Here is a 15,946-nt window from a genome sequence, read left to right as displayed (position 1 = left end):
GGTCAGAGTTCCGGCCGCCCCGACCGATCCGTGCAAGCCCACGCCGGTCAAGGCCCCCAGGTCGGCAAGGCCCCAAGACCGGCAAGATCCCCAGTTCAGCAAGCCGCGCGGCCTGGCCCTGGGGGCGCCGCAGGGGCGCTGACCGTGGATGAATGCGCCGCAGAGGGCGCTGGCCGTAGGCGGACGCGCCGCGGGGGCCACCAGTCGTGACTACGCCGCGGAAGGCGCCAGCCGTGAATGCGCCGCGGAGGGGTGCTGGCCGTTAGATGCCGCGGAGCTAGCCGTGGATGCGCCGCGGAGGGGTGCTGGCCGTTAGATGCCGCGGAGGTGCTAGCCGTGGATGCCGCGTAGAGCCATGGCTACCGCTGCCTCTGTGATGTCGGTCGGGTCCTCGGCGGCGCCCAGTTCGATGCGGCGGACCGCGGCGTCGACGACGCCCTGGAGGAGCATCGCGGCGAGGCGGGGCTGTTCGTGGCCGAGGGCGGCGAGGGCTTCGACGATCATGGCGATGAGGCCACCGTGTGCCGCGCGGATCTTTTCGCGTGCGCCGGCATCCAGCTCGCCGGCGGAGATGGCGACGACGGCACGGTGGCGCCGGTCGCCGACCAGGGCGAGCTGCCGCCGGACGTACGCCTCGATCTTCTCCTCAGGGGTGTCGGCGCGCTGCATCGCCGTCTCCACCTCGGCGGCCCATACGGGAAAGTCGACCGCGCAGAGCTCCTCGACGACGGCTGCGCGCGAGCGGAAGTACTCGTACACGGAGGAGCGCGCGAGCCCGGTGCGCTCGGCGAGGGCGGGGAAGGTCAGCGCTTCGGTTCCGCCTTCCGACAGCAAGGTGCGAGCGGCGTCCAACAGGGCGCCGCGCTGCATCGTCCGGTGCTCGGCCACGGAGGCCGCTCGAATCCTGGGCACGTCACCACTCTACGGATGGCGTGCCCGGCGTGGCACTCCGCATGGCGACACGGCGCCCCGGGAAGGGCGAGCGGTGGGGTCCGTGGCGACTCGGCGGGGACTCAGCAAGCGACTCGGCGGGGAGTCAGCAAGCGACTCGGCAGGCGACTCGGCGACCGGCTCAGCGTGGGCCCCACACCAGAGGACTCAGCGGCCGACGTCGGCGAGCTTGGCTCTGAGCTGCAGTACGGACTTGGTGTGGATCTGGCTGACCCTGCTCTCCGTGACTCCGAGGACGTTGCCGATCTCGGCGAGCGTGAGGCCCTCGTAGTAGTAGAGGGTGACCACGGTCTTCTCGCGTTCGGGCAGGGTGTTGATGGCCCGGGCGAGCAGCCGCCGGAGTTCGCGGTCCTCGGCGATCTCGACCGGGTTTTCGGCAGCGGTGTCCTCGAGGGTGTCCATCAGGCTGAGCCGTTCGCCGCCCTCGCCACCGACGTGCAGCAGCTCTTCGAGGGCCACCACGTTCGCCAGGGACAGCTGGCTGAACACGCCGTGCAGCTCCTCCAGGGCGATGCCCATCTCCTCGGCGACCTCCGCCTCGGTCGGGGTCCGGCGCAGTTGCGCTTCGAGGGTGGCGTAGGCGCGCTCGACGGCGCGGGCCTTCTGGCGCACGGATCGGGGGATCCAGTCCAGGGCGCGCAGTTCGTCGATCATGGCGCCGCGGATGCGCGTGATGGCGTAGGTCTCGAATTTGATGGAGCGTTCGGGGTCGAACTTCTCGATGGCGTCGATCAGTCCGAACACTCCGGACGAGACGAAGTCGGCCTGTTCGACGTTGGGTGGCAGGCCGACGCTGACGCGGCCGGCGACGTACTTGACGAGCGGCGAGTAGTGCAGGATCAGCTGTTCCCGCAGCCGCCCGTCGCCGGATGCCTTGTAGGAGCGCCACAGCTCGTCGAGTGAGGTGGGCGGGGCGGGGCGCACGCTGCCGCGTGCGGCGGGTGGTACTGCCGCACGGTCAGACCCGGAGGTGTGCTGGGGCATTCGTCGCCTTGAGCCGTTCTGCCGAGACGCGGGTGGATGGATGTGTGAGGGATGAATTGGGTGTGAGCGTAGCGTGACCGGAGTGTTGCGGTCCGCGATGAGGGCGAGTTCGGGCGTGCGCAGATACGTTCCGCTGCCCGCACCTCAGGGTTACCTCGTACGGCGTGTCGACGCGTGTGCGCGATGCCGGGCGTGCGCCGGTGGCGAGCCGTGGGGGTGGACGCGGCGACGGGGCGGACGGGATGCCGTATGCCCGTTGCGCACTATCGCTGTCGCGCCGTGGGTCGGACACGGGTACCGAAGCACGGCAAACCTGGATTCTGCGGTCATTCCCCTCACCCTTTCACCCGTTCGCCCCAGGTCAAGTACCGCCTCGCCGGGAACCCTCGGTCGTCTCGGCGCGTCGCGCCAACTCCCAGCCCTCACCGCACCTTTGAACGAATCCGAGGGACTGCAGCTCGAAGAGTTTGTTGTGGGTGAGGTCGCGGGATGTGCCGGCTTCCCGCGCGAGATGACCGGTGTCCGCGCTTCCGCGCGCGGGCAGTGCCTCCAGTACGCGGGTTGCGACCGGGTCGAGGAGGTCGCGGAGGTGGGTCGGTCCGCGCCGCTCGGGTGCGAGGTCGCCGATGCTGCCGACGAGTTCGATGACCTCGTCGGCGTCGGTGACCAGCGCGGCCTCGCCGCGCAGGAGTTGGTGCACTCCGGCGGACAGGCCGCTGGTGACGGGGCCGGGCATGCCCATCGTGAAGCGCCCGAGGGCGAGCGCCCGGCGGGCGGTGACGAGCGAACCGCTGCGGAGTTCGGCCTCCACGACGACGGTGCCCCGGGTGAGGGCGGCGATCACGCGGTTGCGCTGGACGAAGCGGCTGCGGGTGGGATGGTCGCCGGGTGGTAACTCGGCGATGACCAGGCCCTGTTCGGTGATGCGGTCGATCAACTCGGTGTGGCCGCGCGGGTAGGCGTAGTCGACGCCGCAGGCGAGTACGGCGATGGTGGCGCCGTTGGCGGCCAATGCGCCGCGGTGCGCCGCGCCGTCGACGCCGTACGCGGCTCCGGATGTGACGGCCCAGCCGCGCTCCGCGAGTCCGGCGCTGAGGGTGGTGGCGAGGTGGGCGCCGTATTCGGTGCAGGCCCGGGCGCCGACGACGGCGACGGAGCGCAGGGCCCAGAGCCGGAGGTGGGCCCTGCCGCGCACCCATAGGCCGATGGGGCGGGCGTCGCCGAGGTCGTCGAGCTGACTGGGCCACTCCTCGTCGCCGGGGCAGAGGAACCGGCCGCCGAGTGCGGCGACGGCGGCGAGGTCTTCGGCGGGGCGGGCGCGGGCGGCGCGCATTCTCAGGCCGGCGAGCTTGGTCCGGGCGGCGCCCGGGGGTGGGGTCGCGTCCTCGTCGGTGAGGGCGTGCAGCAGGGCGACCGGGCCCATGTCGTTCAGCCAGCGGCCGGCGGTTTCGTCGCCCGGTTCGAGGATCCGGGTGAGGGCGGCGCGGGCGCTGCGCTGCGGTTCGTAGGGCGGGTGGGGTGGTCCTCCTCCCATACGGTGGGCCCGGGCGTCTCCCATGAGGCGGGCGTGTGCCTCGTGGTTCCGGTGGGCGTGTGCCTCGTGGTTCCGGTCGTGCGGGGTGCGGGCGGTGTTGCTGCCCGTGCGGGGTTCGATGTCGGGGGCGGGGCGGGGTGCGGCGAAGCCCCATTCGTCCAGTCCGGTCATGGGTCCGTCAGTCATGAGTCCGTCAGTCCTGGTTCCGGGCGCCTGGTCGGTGGGTGGTTGCGGTTTCGTGGGGGGTCCTGTCGCAGGTACCGCTGCCCACCGTGGTCAGGGCGCCGCGTCGTACGCCGGTGCGGAGCTCCAGGGCCCAGTTGACGTCTTCGCCGGTGGGGCGGTCGCGGCCGGCCAGGTCGGCGGCGGTCCAGGCGACGCGGAGGACGCGGTCGAGTCCGCGGGCGGTGAGGAGGCCGCATTCGAGGTCGCGTTCCGCCTGGGCGAGGGCGCCGGGGTCGGCCTGCCAGCGGGTGCGGAGCTCATGGCCGGGTACCTCGCTGTTGGTGTGCCAGGGGGTGCCGGCGAGGCGGGCCGCGGCGCGTTCCCGGGCGGCCCGTACGCGCTCGGCCACGGTCGCGCTGGATTCGGTGCCTCGGCTCAGTGCGATGAGCTCGGAGCGGGCGACCGGTTCCACGGCGATGCGCAGGTCTACCCGGTCCATCAGGGGGCCGGAGAGGCGGGCGCGGTAGCGGCGGATGGAGGAGGGGCGGCATTCGCAGCCGCCGCTGAGGGTGCCGTGCCGTCCGCAGGGGCAGGGGTTGGCGGCGAGGGCCAGGAGGAAGCGGGCGGGCATGCGGATCATGCCGGCGGCCCGGGCGACGACGACATGGCCGGATTCCAGGGGCTGGCGCAGTGCGTCGAGGACGCTGGGGCTGCATTCGGCGGCCTCGTCCACGAAGAGGACGCCGTGGTGGGCGAGGGAGACCGCTCCTGGGCGGGGCAGTCCGGTGCCGCCGCCGACGAGGGAGGCCATGGTCGCGGAGTGGTGCGGTGCGCAGTAGGGCGGCCGGTCGACCAGCGGCTGTCCTGGCGGGAGGGTGCCGGCCACGGAGTGGACGGCGGTGACCTCCAGCGACTCCTTGGGGGTGAGGGGTGGCAGCAGGCCGGGGAGGCGTTCGGCGAGCATGGTCTTGCCGGCGCCGGGCGGGCCCTTGAAGAAGATGTGGTGCCGTCCGGCGGCGGCCACCTCCAGGGCGCGGCGGGCGGTGTGCTGACCAGCGACGTCGGCGAGGTCGGGGACGTGGTCGCCGCGCGGCAGGCCGGCGCCGGTGCCGGTGCCGGGGACGACCAGGCCGGCCAGCAGCGGGTCGGGGCGGCCCTCCTGCGGGGCGTCTTCCTCTTCGGGTACCGGTTCGTCGGCGAGGACCGCGATGAGCTGGCGCAGGCTGCGGACGCCGAGGACGGAGATGCCGGGGACGAGTGAGGCCTCGGCGACGGTCCGTTCGGGGACGACGACCTGGCGGTATCCGGCGTCGGCGGCGGCAAGTACGGCCGGGAGTACGCCGCGCACCGGCCGGACCCGGCCGTCCAGGCCGAGTTCGCCGATCATCATGAGGTCGGTGAGTTCGCGGGGGTCGAGGCGCTCGGCGGCGCCCAGGACGGCGCAGGCGACGGCCAGGTCGAACCCGCTGCCGCCCTTGGGTACGGAGGCCGGGCTGAGGCCGACGGTGAGCTTCTTCTGGGGCCATTCGGCGCCGGAGTTCACCACGGCGGCGCGCACGCGGTCCCGGGATTCGATGAGGCTCTTGTCGGGGAGCCCGACGAGGGTGAAGGCGGCGACGCCGGGTTCGAGGTCGGCCTGGACCTCGACGACGACTCCTTCGACGCCGACCAGGGCGACCGAGCAGGTGCGGGCGAATCCCATTCAGGCCACCCCTCGCACATGCTCGACGGACGGGGCGCCGCGGGTGGGCAGGACGACGCCGACCACGTCGATCCGGACGCCGCCGGGCGGTGGGCCACCGTGGCGGGCCATCCAGCGTTCTGCGAGCGTGCGGAGCCGGGCGGTCTTCTCGGGGCGGACGGCGGCCATGGGGTGTTCGTACCGGCCGGCGCGGCGGGTTTTGACCTCGCAGATCACCAGGGCGTCGCCGTCGGCGGCGACGAGGTCGATCTCGCCCTCCCGGCAGCGCCAGTTGCGGGCCAGGATGCGCATGCCGGTGTCGATGAGGTGCCGGGCGGCCAGGTCTTCGCCGTAGCGGCCGAGGGCGCGTCGCCGGACGTCGGTGCGTGGGGGTGGTGCGGTCGTTGCCGGGGGTGCGGTCGTTGCCGGGGGACGTCGCTTTCGAGCTGTCCCCGGTCGGGGCGGCGGTGCGGTCGCCCGGGGTTTCGCGGGTGCCGTCTTGGGTTTCCCGGCTGCCGTGCCGGGTTTCGCGGGCGCCGGGAGTGTCCCTGGTGTCGCGGGGGTCGTGTGTGGCGTGTGGATCGGGCGGGGCGTGGGCGGGGGCTGGGTGTCGGGGCCGGCCGGGTGCCGGGCGTGCGTGGCGTTCATCGGTACCACCTCCGGCACCGACTGTGACGCCCTCGCCCAGAACTATTGGATCTTGGTGGATAACCGGCTGGTTGTGGATAACTCGCTCACCCGGTCGGGTGAAGACGCCCGCACTCCCCCGCCCGCGCTCCCGCCCCACGCGGCCGCCCGGGGCACCGGGCGTCACCTGCGTCGGTTGCGTCAGCTGCGTAAAGCGCGCCGATCAGCTGCCTGGAAGCTCCAGATCGCTCTTGTTGAGCTCTTCGATGTTCACATCCTTGAATGTGAGGACGCGTACCTGCTTGACGAATCGAGCCGGCCGGTACATGTCCCAGACCCAGGCGTCCGCCATCGAGACTTCGAAGAAGACCTCGCCCTGCACGGAGTGCACCTGCATCTCGTAGTCATTGGTGAGGTAGAAGCGACGCTCGGTCTCGATCACATATTTGAACAGCCCGACGACGTCGCGGTACTCCCGGTAGAGCTTCAGCTCCATCTCGGTCTCGTACTTTTCGAGGTCCTCGGCGCTCATGGCAGATCCCCTTCAGCCGTGCGTCCCCCTATTGTGCGTCAGGCCCGCTCGGTCTCCAGGAGCACCGGCGCACTCGGGGGCCCTTCGTCGAGCAGTGTGCGCAGCAGCTCGGCGAGTCTGGTCGGGTACACCGTCTCATGCGAGGCGGACAGTTCCTCCGAAGTCCACCACTTCAGTCCCGAGACGCTGCGTCGTTCCAGGGCCGTCTGCCCTCCCGTATGGGTGGCAGTGCGGTCCGTTCTCGCCAGGTAGTACCACTCGTCCTGTTCCCAGCGTCGACCGTCGAAGGGGAAGGCGCAGCGCCGCTTCCACAGGACGGGGCCGAGGACGACGTCGGTGATGCCGGTCTCCTCGGCGAGTTCCCGGCGGGCGGCTTCCTCGTGGGTCTCGTCGCCTTCCAGGCCGCCACCAGGGGTGAACCACCAGGTGTCGGTCGGGTCGTCCGGTTCGAAGCCGTGGAGGAGCAGGATCCGGTTGTCGGGGTCGAGGAGGACGACGCGGGAGACCTGGCGAACGGCGACGGCCGGCTCGGCCTCCGTCCTCAGCCCTTCTTCCGGGTTCGGCCGCTCAGGCACGTGTGCGTCCCTTGCGCCGGGCGATCGGGCCGTAGGCCGCGCCGCCGAGGATGAGGACCGCGCCGGCGACCACGACGAGCGTGATGGGCTGGATGGGGCCGGGCTGGGAGGTGCCGCCGGGGAGGGCCGAGAAGGCGGCCGGGCGCTGCATCACGCCGACGCTGCCGAGCGGCCAGGCGCGGGCGTCGACCCGGGCGGCGACGGCGCCGCGCGGCACCGAGCCGTGGTCGCCGTCGGTGAGGTGGACGCGGGAGTCGAGGGAGTCGCTGCGGTGGTCGCCGAGCAGGAAGAGCTGGCCGGTGGGCACCTTGGCCTTGAAGCCGACGGGTGAGGCGGGGCCGCTGCCCTGCAGATACGGTTCCTCGATGGGAATGCCGTTGACGGTCAGCCGGCCCTGCTTGGTGCAGCAGGCGACCCGGTCGCCGCCGACGCCGACGACGCGCTTGACCATCGGCAGGTCGCCCCATGCCGCGTCCTTGAAGACGACGATGTCGCCGCGGCGTATCTCGGATCCGTTCACCTTCTCGGCGATGACCCGGGCCCCGGCCGCGATCGTCGGTGACATCGAATCGGTCGGCACCGTATAGGGGCGGTAGATCAGGGCCGCCCACACGAAGCCGCCGAGGAACAGCACACAGCCGACGGCCACCGCGAGACCGGACAGCACACCGCCCGCCGTCCGGCTGCGGCCGTCGGTCCTGCGTTCCGTACTGCTGCTCATTCCAGCGCTCCCACCCCGCAGGCCCGGCCCGCGTCGAAGATCCGGGACGGCACCTTACCTGGGGTTACGTCCTGCGGTCAGCACCTGGGGCCGGGCCCGCGGTCCCGTTCCGCGGACGTCCCCGCCTCCACCGAGCCAACCACCCCAGAGGGCCCCGTCCCAGGAGAAGCCCCCACCAGCCGCCGCAAAACGTCGCACGAGAAGCCTGCGGAAGCCCCCACGAGCCCCCGAAACGCCGACTGCCCGGGCATCGCCCGGGCAGTCACCACCGGATGGCACCCACAGGCACCATCCGGCCACACCTCATGCTCTACTCCCGCTCGCCCTCCGGGCCACGCGCGGCGCCCACGGCCGCGGCCTGCCTGCGCCGCCGCCACAGCACCAGCGGTACCGCACCGGCCAGTCCGAGGGCCGCCGGAGCCGCCGCCATGGCCTTGTCGAGGCCGGGCTGGTCGAAGGTGTCCGGGACCGGCAGGGTCGCCCACCGGTTGACCGGCCAGGCGATGGTGAAGGCCCGGCCGACGACCTCGTCCTCCGAGACCGTGCCGTGCCCCTTGAGGTTCTGGTGGTAGCGGGAGTCGAGGGAGTCGTCGCGGTGGTCGCCCATCACCCAGATACGGCCCTTGGGCACGTGGATCGGGCCGAACGCGTGGTCACCGCACGGGGTGGCGCCGGGGAAGATGTACGAGCTTTCCTTCAGCGCCTTGCCGTTGACCTTCACCGGGCCGCTGCCGTGGCACTCGACGGTGTCGCCGCCGACCGCGATGACCCGCTTGATCAGGTCCTTCTCCTCGGCCGAGGGCATCAGGCCGATGAAGCTGAGGACCTTCTGCACGGGGTTGGGCTCGGGGGTCGGCGTTTCGTTCAGCCAGAGGCCCGGGTCGTGGAAGACGACGACCTCACCGCGCTGCGGTTTCGCGCCGAACCAGGGCGTCAGCTTGTCGACCAGCACCCGGTCCCCGCGCTGCAGGGTGTCCTGCATCGAGTCGGACGGGATGGAGAACGCCTGGACCAGGAACGTCTTGATCAGCAGCGCGAGGAGCAGGGCGATCCCGATCAGGATCGGCAGCTCTTTCCAGAAGGCGCGCGGCTTCTTGCCCTTCTTCATGCTGCCGCCGGTCTCCTCACCCGCTGCTCCGTCCGTCGCACCGGAGCCGCCGGCCGGATCGGGCGCGCCGGCACCAACCGGTTTGTCCAGGGCCACCGGGCCCTGGGACCGCGTCCGTGCCGCGGCCGGTGACTGTGGCCGGGACGGCTCTGACTCCGCTCGTGACTGTGCTGGTGACTGGGGCACGGAACTCGCCGCCGGCTGCGGGGTCTCACCGCGTCCTGCCGGCTCTTCGGGCTCTCCGGTTCCGGACCGCGCGCCGACCGCCAAGTCCCCCACGTCTGCTCCTCACTCCACGCACTCGCCCGCCCGTCAACCGGTGCAGGCCCACCACTCCCATAACGAGCGGGAGTTCCGCAGGGGTCGGGAGTACGGTCAAACTCTCGGGTGACAGCCTATGCGGCACATCCGCCGCGGACGCCTTGGCGCCCGGCGCGTCGCGCACCGTCCCGAACGTGTCCGGTTCTTCGAGGCGTCGCCAGTGGCTGAACGGCCAGGCGATCACCACTGCCCGGCCCACGACGTTGTCCTCCGAGACCGTGCCACGGTACGGCTCGTCCAGGTGGAAGCGCGAATCGGCGGAGTCCGAACGGTGGTCGCCCATCACGAAGATCCGCCCGGTGGGGACGTTGACGGTGAACTTGATCTGGGACGGCGGATTGCCCGGATGGACGTACGGCTCGGTGAGCGGGCTGCCGTTGACCGTCACCCGGCCCTGCTTGTCACAGCATTTGACGGTGTCGCCGCCGACCGCCACGACCCGCTTGATCAGGTCCTGCTCGTCGGCCGACGGCAGCAGCCCGATGAAGGTCATGGCGTCCTTGACCGGCTGGAAGGCGCCGCCGTCGTCGGTCGGCTGGTGCTGCTCGCCCTTGAGCCAGTTTCCGGGGTCCTTGAAGACCACGACGTCGCCGCGCTCCGGCTTGGAGCCGAACCAGGGGGTGAGCTTGTCGACCAGCACCCGGTCGCCGATCCGGATCGTCTGCTCCATGGAACCGGACGGGATGACGAAGGCCTGGACGAGGAACGTCTTCAGTACGAGGGCGATGGCCAGCGCCACGCCCACCAGGATCGGAATTTCCTTCAGGTAGGAGCGCTGCCTGCGGCGTTTGATGCGCTTGGCCTGGCGGCGCCGTTCGGCCCGCCCGCCGGTCGCCGGGCGCCGCGGCGTGGCACCTGCGCCGGCCCGGCCCGCCGGGGCCGCCCCGGGCGCCGCGGCGTCGCCGTACGCGCCGTCCCCCTCGCCGTACCCGCCGCTGTCCTCGCCGTGCGCGCCGCCCGTCCCGTGCCCGCTCTCGTTGCCCCCCTGGCGCCCGTGCCGGGGGCGCCCGCGGCTACCCATGGGGGCCTGCCGGGGCCGGTATCCGGGCGAAGGAACCCGGTGTCTCGATCGTGCGCCAGCGGCTCACCGGCCAGGTGATCAGATCCGCGCGGCCGATGACCTCGTCGACCGGGACCGTGCCGCCGCCCGGTTCGCCGAGGTGGTCGCGGGAATCGCTGGACCGTGCGCGGTGATCCCCCATGACCCAGAGCTTCCCTTCCGGCACCACGATGTCGAACTCCACCGAGGACGGCGCGTCCCCCGGGTGGAGATAGCCCTCGTCGACGGGCTCACCGTTCACTTCGATCCGCCCCCGTTTGTCGCAGCAGGTCACATGGTCGCCGCCGATGCCGATCACGCGCTTGACGTAGTCGGTGTCGGCCGGCCGGGCCAGGCCCAGCGCCGCTCCGGCGCCGCGCAGCAGACCCGTGACGGGATTCTCCCCCTGCTCCCTGTGAACGAACGACCCGGTGCCGTCGAACACCACCACGTCGCCCCGCGCGGGCTCACTGCCGAAACGGTACGCCAGCTTGTTGACCAGCACCCGGTCCCCGATCTGGAGGGTGTTCTCCATGGACGAGCTGGGGATCAGGAACGGTTGCGCGACGAAGGCACTCAGCAGCAGGACGAAGGCCAGGCAGAGCGCGAGCAGGGTCACCGGCCGGTGGCGCAGCCCGGCGAGGCGGGCGGTGAAACGCGCGGAGCGCGACCCCTGCTCCGGCCCCGCGTCGCGGGTGGGAGAGGGGTCGCGCTCCGTGAGATGTGCGTCGGTGTCCATCGGGCCCTGAGCCTATCCGGCCGGATCCGGACACCAGGCGCGAGAGGGGCTTTGCGTTGCCGGGGCGCAAAAATTCGCGCTCCGGGGCGGCGCGGCTCAGCTGTCGCGCTTCTCCTTGATCTTGGCGGCCTTGCCGCGCAGCTCGCGGAGGTAGTACAGCTTGGCGCGACGGACGTCACCGCGGGTCACGACCTCGATCTTCTCGACGATCGGGGTGTGCACCGGGAAGGTGCGCTCGACGCCGACGGAGAAGCTGACCTTGCGGACCGTGAAGGTCTCGCGGACGCCCGAGCCCTGACGGCGGATGACGACGCCCTTGAACTGCTGCACACGGGAGCGGTTGCCCTCGATGACGCGGACGTGGACGTTGATCGTGTCACCGGGGCGGAAGGCCGGGATGTCGCTGCGCAGCGACGCGGAGTCGACGGAGTCGAGAAGGTGCATGACCCACTGCTTTCTTCGCTGATGCCACAGGTCATCAACGGAATATCGATAAAGGATGCTTGGGATGCTGTTCCGTCGGGCGGGCGTCGTTCCCCCTGTGGCAGGGGCGCGCGCCGGACGCACACAACAGCGGCCTATTCTTCCACGACCCCGGTCGTCCGCCCAAATCGGCCGTCCTCCCCGGGCGCCCAGCCCAGGGCGGCGAGGATCGCGCGGTCGTGTTTGTCGAACGCGGCGGGATCGGCGCGCTCGATCAGATCGGGGCGGTTGCGGACGGTGCGGCGGAACGCCTGGTCCCGGCGCCAGCGGGCGATCTTGCCGTGGTGGCCGCTGAGCAGCACCTCGGGGATCGTGCGGTCGCGCCACTCGGGAGGCTTGGTGTAGACGGGCCCCTCCAGGAGGTCGGCCATCGGGCCGGGGGCGAAGGAGTCGTCCTGGTGGGAGGCGGCGTTGCCGAGGACGCCGGGCAGCAGCCGGGCCACCGCCTCGACCATGACCAGGACCGGGGCCTCGCCGCCGGCCAGGACGTAGTCGCCGATGGACACCTCGCGGACGTCGACCCGGTCGCCGTATTCCTCGATGACGCGGCGGTCGATGCCTTCGTAGCGGGCCGGGGTGAAGACCAGCCAGGGCTTGGTGGAGAGCTCCACGGCGAGCTGCTGGGTGAACGGCACGCCGCTGGGCGTGGGGACGACGATGACCGGCTCGCCCTCACCGGAGGCCAGGACGGCGTCCAGCGCCTCGCCCCAGGGTTCGGGCTTCATGACCATGCCGGGCCCGCCGCCGTAGGGGGTGTCGTCGACGGTGTGGTGCTTGTCGTGCGTCCACTGCCGCAGGTCGTGGATGCGCACGTCGAGCTGACCCCGGGCGCGCGCCTTGCCGACCAGGGAGACGTTCAGCGGTTCGAGGTACTCGGGGAAGATCGTGACGACGTCGAGCCGCATCAGCTGTCCTCGCGCCCGGAGGCGATCTCCGCCTGGCTGTCGTCGAGGAGGCCGGCCGGCGGTTCGATGACGGCGCGCTGCTCCTCCAGGTCGATCTCCGGGACGATCTCCGCGACGAACGGGATCAGGACCTCGCTGCCGTCGGGGCGTTCGACGACCAGCAGGTCCTGGTAGGGCAGGTGGGAGATCTCGGAGATCCGGCCGACGGTGGTGCCGTCGCGGGTGACCACGTCGAGATCGATCAGCTGGTGGTCGTAGAACTCCTCCGGGTCCTCGGGGACCTCGTCGGGGTCGACCTCGGCGATCAGGAGGGTGTTGCGCAGCGCCTCGGCGGCGGTGCGGTCGGTGACGCCTTCGAAGCGCAGCAGCAGCCGGCCGCTGTGGACCCGGCCGGTCGCGATGGTCAGCGGTCCCACGGAGGACGGGTCGGTGGCCAGGACGGCGCCGGGCGCGAGCCGGAGCTCCGGCTCGTCGGTGCGCACCTCGACGGTGACCTCGCCCTTGATGCCGTGGGCGCGGCCGATCCGCGCCACTACCAACTGCACGCTTGTTTCTCCCTTGACGACGACTACGGGCCGGGGCGGGCCGAAGCCCTCCCCGGCCCGAGCCGGTGTTCAACGTGTCAGCGGACCTGGTCCACGTCGACGAGGTCGACGCGGATGCCGCGGCCGCCGATGGCGCCGACGACGGTCCGCAGCGCGCGGGCGGTGCGGCCGTTGCGGCCGATCACCTTGCCGAGGTCGTCGGGGTGGACCCGGACCTCCAGCACCCGCCCGCGGCGCAGGGTGCGCGAGGCTACCTGCACGTCATCGGGGTTGTCGACGATGCCCTTGACGAGGTGCTCGAGGGCTTCCTCGAGCATGCTCAGGCCTCGGAGGACTCGGAGGTGGACTCGGCCGCAGCCTCGTCCGCCTTCTTGTCAGTCTTCTTCGCCTTCGGGGTGATGGCCTCACCCTTCGGCTCGTCACCGGAAGCCTTGGCGGCGGCCTCGAACAGGGCGCGCTTGTCGGCCTTCGGCTCGGCCACCTTCATCGGCGCCGGGGCGGGCAGGCCCTTGAACTTCTGCCAGTCACCGGTGACCTTGAGGATGGCCAGAACGGGCTCGGTCGGCTGCGCGCCGACACCCAGCCAGTACTGCGCACGCTCGGAGTCGACCTCGATGCGCGAGGGGTTCTGCACCGGGTGGTACAGGCCGATCTCCTCGATGGCCCGGCCGTCACGGCGGGTACGGGAGTCGGCAACGACGATGCGGTAGTGAGGCGAACGGATCTTGCCCAGACGCTTCAGCTTGATCTTGACTGCCACGGGAGTGGGTTCTCCTGGATTTGACGTGGTTGGGCACGGCGAGCTGCCGCGTGGGGTTGCGGTACCCGAGTGCCCGATGGACGCGTCAGCCGGAGGAGAGAGGGGTCCTGTGCGACTGTCGAGTACAGCTAGCCATTGTGCCACACGCGTTTGGGTCAGCCGACCGCGGCCACCTCGGGGATCCGGAAGGGTTTGCCGCAGCCACCGCAGACGATCGGCGCCTGTGCGAGGACGGACGGAACGACCCGGACATTGCGCCCGCAGTCACAGACGGCCTTGACGCGGACGCCGCCTCCGGAGGAGCCGTGCCGGGCGGCCGGACCCCGGAAGCTGCGGGCGGTGTCGGTGGCGGTCGCGGCCGAATGCGCCTTGAGGGCCCGGCCGAGCCGTTCGATGGTCGGGCGGTAGCGCCGTCTGGCTTCGGGGTTGAGCGTGACCAGCGAGAAGCCGCTGCTGGGGTGCGGCTCGTCGGCGTGGTCCAGGCCCAGCTCCTCGGCGATCGCCAGGAATCGGCGGTTGTGGTAGCGGCCTGCCCGGGAGGTGTCGCGGACGCCGCGGGCGGCGGCGATGCCGTGGACTGCCTCGTGGAGCAGCCGTTCGAAGGAGAGTTCGGCGCCGCAGGCGGACGAGGACTCTCCGATCAGGGACTCGGGCGCGGCCAGGTCCGGCAGCTCGGGGTGGTGCCGTTGAATGTCGGCCCACGCGAGCGCCAGCTCGGCGGCGAGAACAGGCGGTGTCGTGCTCACGTCGTAACAACGAGCCAGGGAGGCCCAGTGTTCCGATTCCGGGCCATCCCAAATAATTTGCACGTACCAGTCAGTTTCCGGCCATGCGCCGCGCTGGTGGGCGCCTACGTCGATCTGCGCAGAAGCCGCCCACCGGGCCGCAAGCCGGGACGTATCCGCGCGTATGCACCGGAGTGTCCGAAGACGGCCCGTGGAAGGCCTCCGCGCGCCCCGGGTACCCCGCACGGCGTAACGACGGGCGGCCACTACGGAGAGCGCCGCGGCGATGCTACGGGGCCTACCTGTGCGTTCCCGCACCGGCCCGCACCCCACCGTAGGGCCGCGCGCGGGCGCCGGGCGAGGGCGCACGGAGGTGCGGAAGCGCCCCCGGCGGGAACGCTGGCGTGGCGGAACGGCGCCGGCCGGGGCACCCTGGAACGGCGCTTCAGGGAGCGGCCCCGGCGCATACGGGGGCGCGCGGGAGACAACCCCGGCGCACCCCCTGGACGCCCGGACGGATGCGCAGTTGTCTGGGTTGCGGGGGCGCACCACGCGTGTTGACGGGGGCGATCGGTACGGCACAGGTTCGGTTCTCGGCGAATAGGGGCGCTATCGATGTCACCCACGCTCGTACGGCACCAGCTTCCGGACTCTGCTTCCCTGCGCTGTGAGGGCCCGCCCCTACCGGCCGGGTCGCGGGCGCGCGCCCGCGACTGGGCCGAGATCCAGGAAGGGATGCTGGTTCCCCTCTACGAAGCCGCGTACGACCGGCTGGGAATCGGGCCGGGCACCCGGTTGCTGGGGCTCGGCTGTGGTTCCGGTCTGGCGCTGCTGCTGGCGGCGGGCCGCGGGGCGCAGGTCAGCGGGGTGGACGCGGACGAGTCCCGGCTGGAGCTGGCGCGCGAGCGGCTCACGCCGGACGGCATGCCGGAGCACACCCGGCTGGTCAGCGGCGGTCTGGAGGCGGCGGCGTCCGGGGACACCGCGTTCAACGTGGTCACCGCGTTCCATCCGGTGGGGTGTGTGAGCACCGTCGAGGGGCTGGCGGCGTCGCTGACCGCGGCGGCCGGGCTGGCCGAGCGGGGCAGCGCGGTGGTGCTGGGCGGCTGGGGTCCGGTGGAGCGGTGTGCCACGGCCGGGGTGCTGCGGGTGGCGCAGCGGCTGGCCGGTGCCGGCGGGGACCGGGCGGCCGGGTCCGCCGGGTGGCAGCCCAGCGGCCGGGACGATCTGGAGGACCTGGCGGAGCGGGCCGGGCTGCGGCCGGACGGTTCGGGGCGGGTGGCCTGCCCGTTCGGGTACGCGGACCTGACGAGTGCGGTGCGCGGGCTGCTGTCGACGGGCGTGTACGACGCGGCGCTGCGGGTGGCCGAGCAGCGCCAGGTGGAGAAGGAGCTCGCGGAGGCACTGCATCCGCATCAGCGTCCGGACGGGACGGTGTGGATGCCGAACGTCTTCCGTTATCTGATCGCGCGGACGCGGTAGCCGGCGCCCGGGCTGCCGCTGTCGATGCGCCGAGCCCCCGGCCACGAGGTGTGGCCGGGGGCTCGGCGC

The 15,946-nt window shown here is 71.9% G+C and carries 17 protein-coding genes and 1 pseudogene; 1 reads left to right on the top strand and 17 read right to left on the bottom strand.

The window, feature by feature from the left end; genetic code table 11:
- Positions 1 to 330: 330 nt before the first annotated feature.
- The 17 genes and pseudogenes from ACGF4C_RS15250 to ACGF4C_RS15170 all read right to left on the bottom strand — a co-directional run bounded on the left by ACGF4C_RS15250 (position 331) and on the right by ACGF4C_RS15170 (position 14,416).
- Entirely contained in the window at positions 331 to 870 is a 540-nt protein-coding gene (locus ACGF4C_RS15250) for a TetR/AcrR family transcriptional regulator (RefSeq protein WP_393566611.1), read from the bottom strand.
- Between the two features lie 228 nt (positions 871 to 1,098).
- A complete protein-coding gene (gene whiG, locus ACGF4C_RS15245) occupies positions 1,099 to 1,935 on the bottom strand; it encodes an RNA polymerase sigma factor WhiG (protein WP_030415789.1) in 837 nt (278 codons plus the stop codon).
- 361 nt (positions 1,936 to 2,296) lie between these two features.
- A complete protein-coding gene (gene dprA / locus ACGF4C_RS15240; RefSeq protein ID WP_393566609.1) occupies positions 2,297 to 3,493 on the bottom strand; it encodes a DNA-processing protein DprA in 1,197 nt (398 codons plus the stop codon).
- A gap of 169 nt (positions 3,494 to 3,662) precedes the next feature.
- Positions 3,663 to 5,336 carry a YifB family Mg chelatase-like AAA ATPase gene (locus ACGF4C_RS15235; RefSeq protein ID WP_393566492.1) on the bottom strand — a complete coding sequence of 558 codons (1,674 nt, stop codon included), beginning with the start codon at positions 5,334 to 5,336 and terminating at the stop codon, positions 3,663 to 3,665.
- A pseudogene (locus ACGF4C_RS15230) lies at positions 5,337 to 5,687 on the bottom strand (YraN family protein); the annotation flags it as partial.
- A 478-nt stretch (positions 5,688 to 6,165) separates the two neighbouring features.
- Complete coding sequence (locus tag ACGF4C_RS15225) at positions 6,166 to 6,474, bottom strand: DUF2469 domain-containing protein (protein WP_005311352.1); 309 nt, start codon at positions 6,472 to 6,474, stop codon at positions 6,166 to 6,168.
- A gap of 38 nt (positions 6,475 to 6,512) precedes the next feature.
- Positions 6,513 to 7,049, bottom strand: coding sequence for an NUDIX hydrolase (locus ACGF4C_RS15220; protein WP_393566491.1), 537 nt, complete (start codon positions 7,047 to 7,049; stop codon positions 6,513 to 6,515).
- A complete protein-coding gene (gene lepB / locus ACGF4C_RS15215) occupies positions 7,042 to 7,770 on the bottom strand; it encodes a signal peptidase I (RefSeq protein WP_393566489.1) in 729 nt (242 codons plus the stop codon). Before lepB (ACGF4C_RS15215) ends, ACGF4C_RS15220 begins: the two co-directional genes overlap by 8 nt.
- A 310-nt stretch (positions 7,771 to 8,080) precedes the next feature.
- Complete coding sequence (lepB, locus tag ACGF4C_RS15210; RefSeq protein WP_393566608.1) at positions 8,081 to 9,148, bottom strand: signal peptidase I; 1,068 nt, start codon at positions 9,146 to 9,148, stop codon at positions 8,081 to 8,083.
- Positions 9,090 to 10,220 carry a signal peptidase I gene (lepB, locus tag ACGF4C_RS15205; RefSeq protein WP_393566487.1) on the bottom strand — a complete coding sequence of 377 codons (1,131 nt, stop codon included), beginning with the start codon at positions 10,218 to 10,220 and terminating at the stop codon, positions 9,090 to 9,092. The genes lepB (ACGF4C_RS15210) and lepB (ACGF4C_RS15205) overlap by 59 nt, the downstream gene beginning before the upstream one ends.
- A complete protein-coding gene (lepB, locus tag ACGF4C_RS15200) occupies positions 10,213 to 10,977 on the bottom strand; it encodes a signal peptidase I (protein WP_393566485.1) in 765 nt (254 codons plus the stop codon). The genes lepB (ACGF4C_RS15205) and lepB (ACGF4C_RS15200) overlap by 8 nt, the downstream gene beginning before the upstream one ends.
- 96 nt (positions 10,978 to 11,073) lie before the next feature.
- A complete protein-coding gene (gene rplS / locus ACGF4C_RS15195; RefSeq protein ID WP_393566484.1) occupies positions 11,074 to 11,421 on the bottom strand; it encodes a 50S ribosomal protein L19 in 348 nt (115 codons plus the stop codon).
- Between the two features lie 134 nt (positions 11,422 to 11,555).
- Entirely contained in the window at positions 11,556 to 12,365 is an 810-nt protein-coding gene (gene trmD, locus ACGF4C_RS15190) for a tRNA (guanosine(37)-N1)-methyltransferase TrmD (protein WP_393566482.1), read from the bottom strand.
- Entirely contained in the window at positions 12,365 to 12,910 is a 546-nt protein-coding gene (rimM, locus tag ACGF4C_RS15185; RefSeq protein WP_030415778.1) for a ribosome maturation factor RimM, read from the bottom strand. Before rimM ends, trmD begins: the two co-directional genes overlap by 1 nt.
- Before the next feature lie 77 nt (positions 12,911 to 12,987).
- A complete protein-coding gene (locus ACGF4C_RS15180; protein WP_003980229.1) occupies positions 12,988 to 13,227 on the bottom strand; it encodes an RNA-binding protein in 240 nt (79 codons plus the stop codon).
- A gap of 2 nt (positions 13,228 to 13,229) precedes the next feature.
- Positions 13,230 to 13,670, bottom strand: coding sequence for a 30S ribosomal protein S16 (gene rpsP, locus ACGF4C_RS15175; protein ID WP_393566480.1), 441 nt, complete (start codon positions 13,668 to 13,670; stop codon positions 13,230 to 13,232).
- A 155-nt stretch (positions 13,671 to 13,825) separates the two neighbouring features.
- Positions 13,826 to 14,416 (bottom strand): hypothetical protein, encoded by a 591-nt coding sequence (locus ACGF4C_RS15170; protein WP_030415776.1) that lies wholly within the window; start codon positions 14,414 to 14,416, stop codon positions 13,826 to 13,828.
- Between the two features lie 594 nt (positions 14,417 to 15,010).
- Here ACGF4C_RS15170 and ACGF4C_RS15165 point away from each other — a divergent pair.
- Positions 15,011 to 15,877, top strand: coding sequence for a methyltransferase domain-containing protein (locus ACGF4C_RS15165; RefSeq protein ID WP_393566478.1), 867 nt, complete (start codon positions 15,011 to 15,013; stop codon positions 15,875 to 15,877).
- Positions 15,878 to 15,946: the final 69 nt, after the last annotated feature.

Source organism: Streptomyces sp. NPDC048197, assembly GCF_043202395.1.
Lineage (GTDB): Bacteria > Actinomycetota > Actinomycetes > Streptomycetales > Streptomycetaceae > Streptomyces > Streptomyces siderophoricus.
Note: the sequence above shows the minus strand (reverse complement) of the source record. Positions and strands in the feature narration are given on the sequence as shown.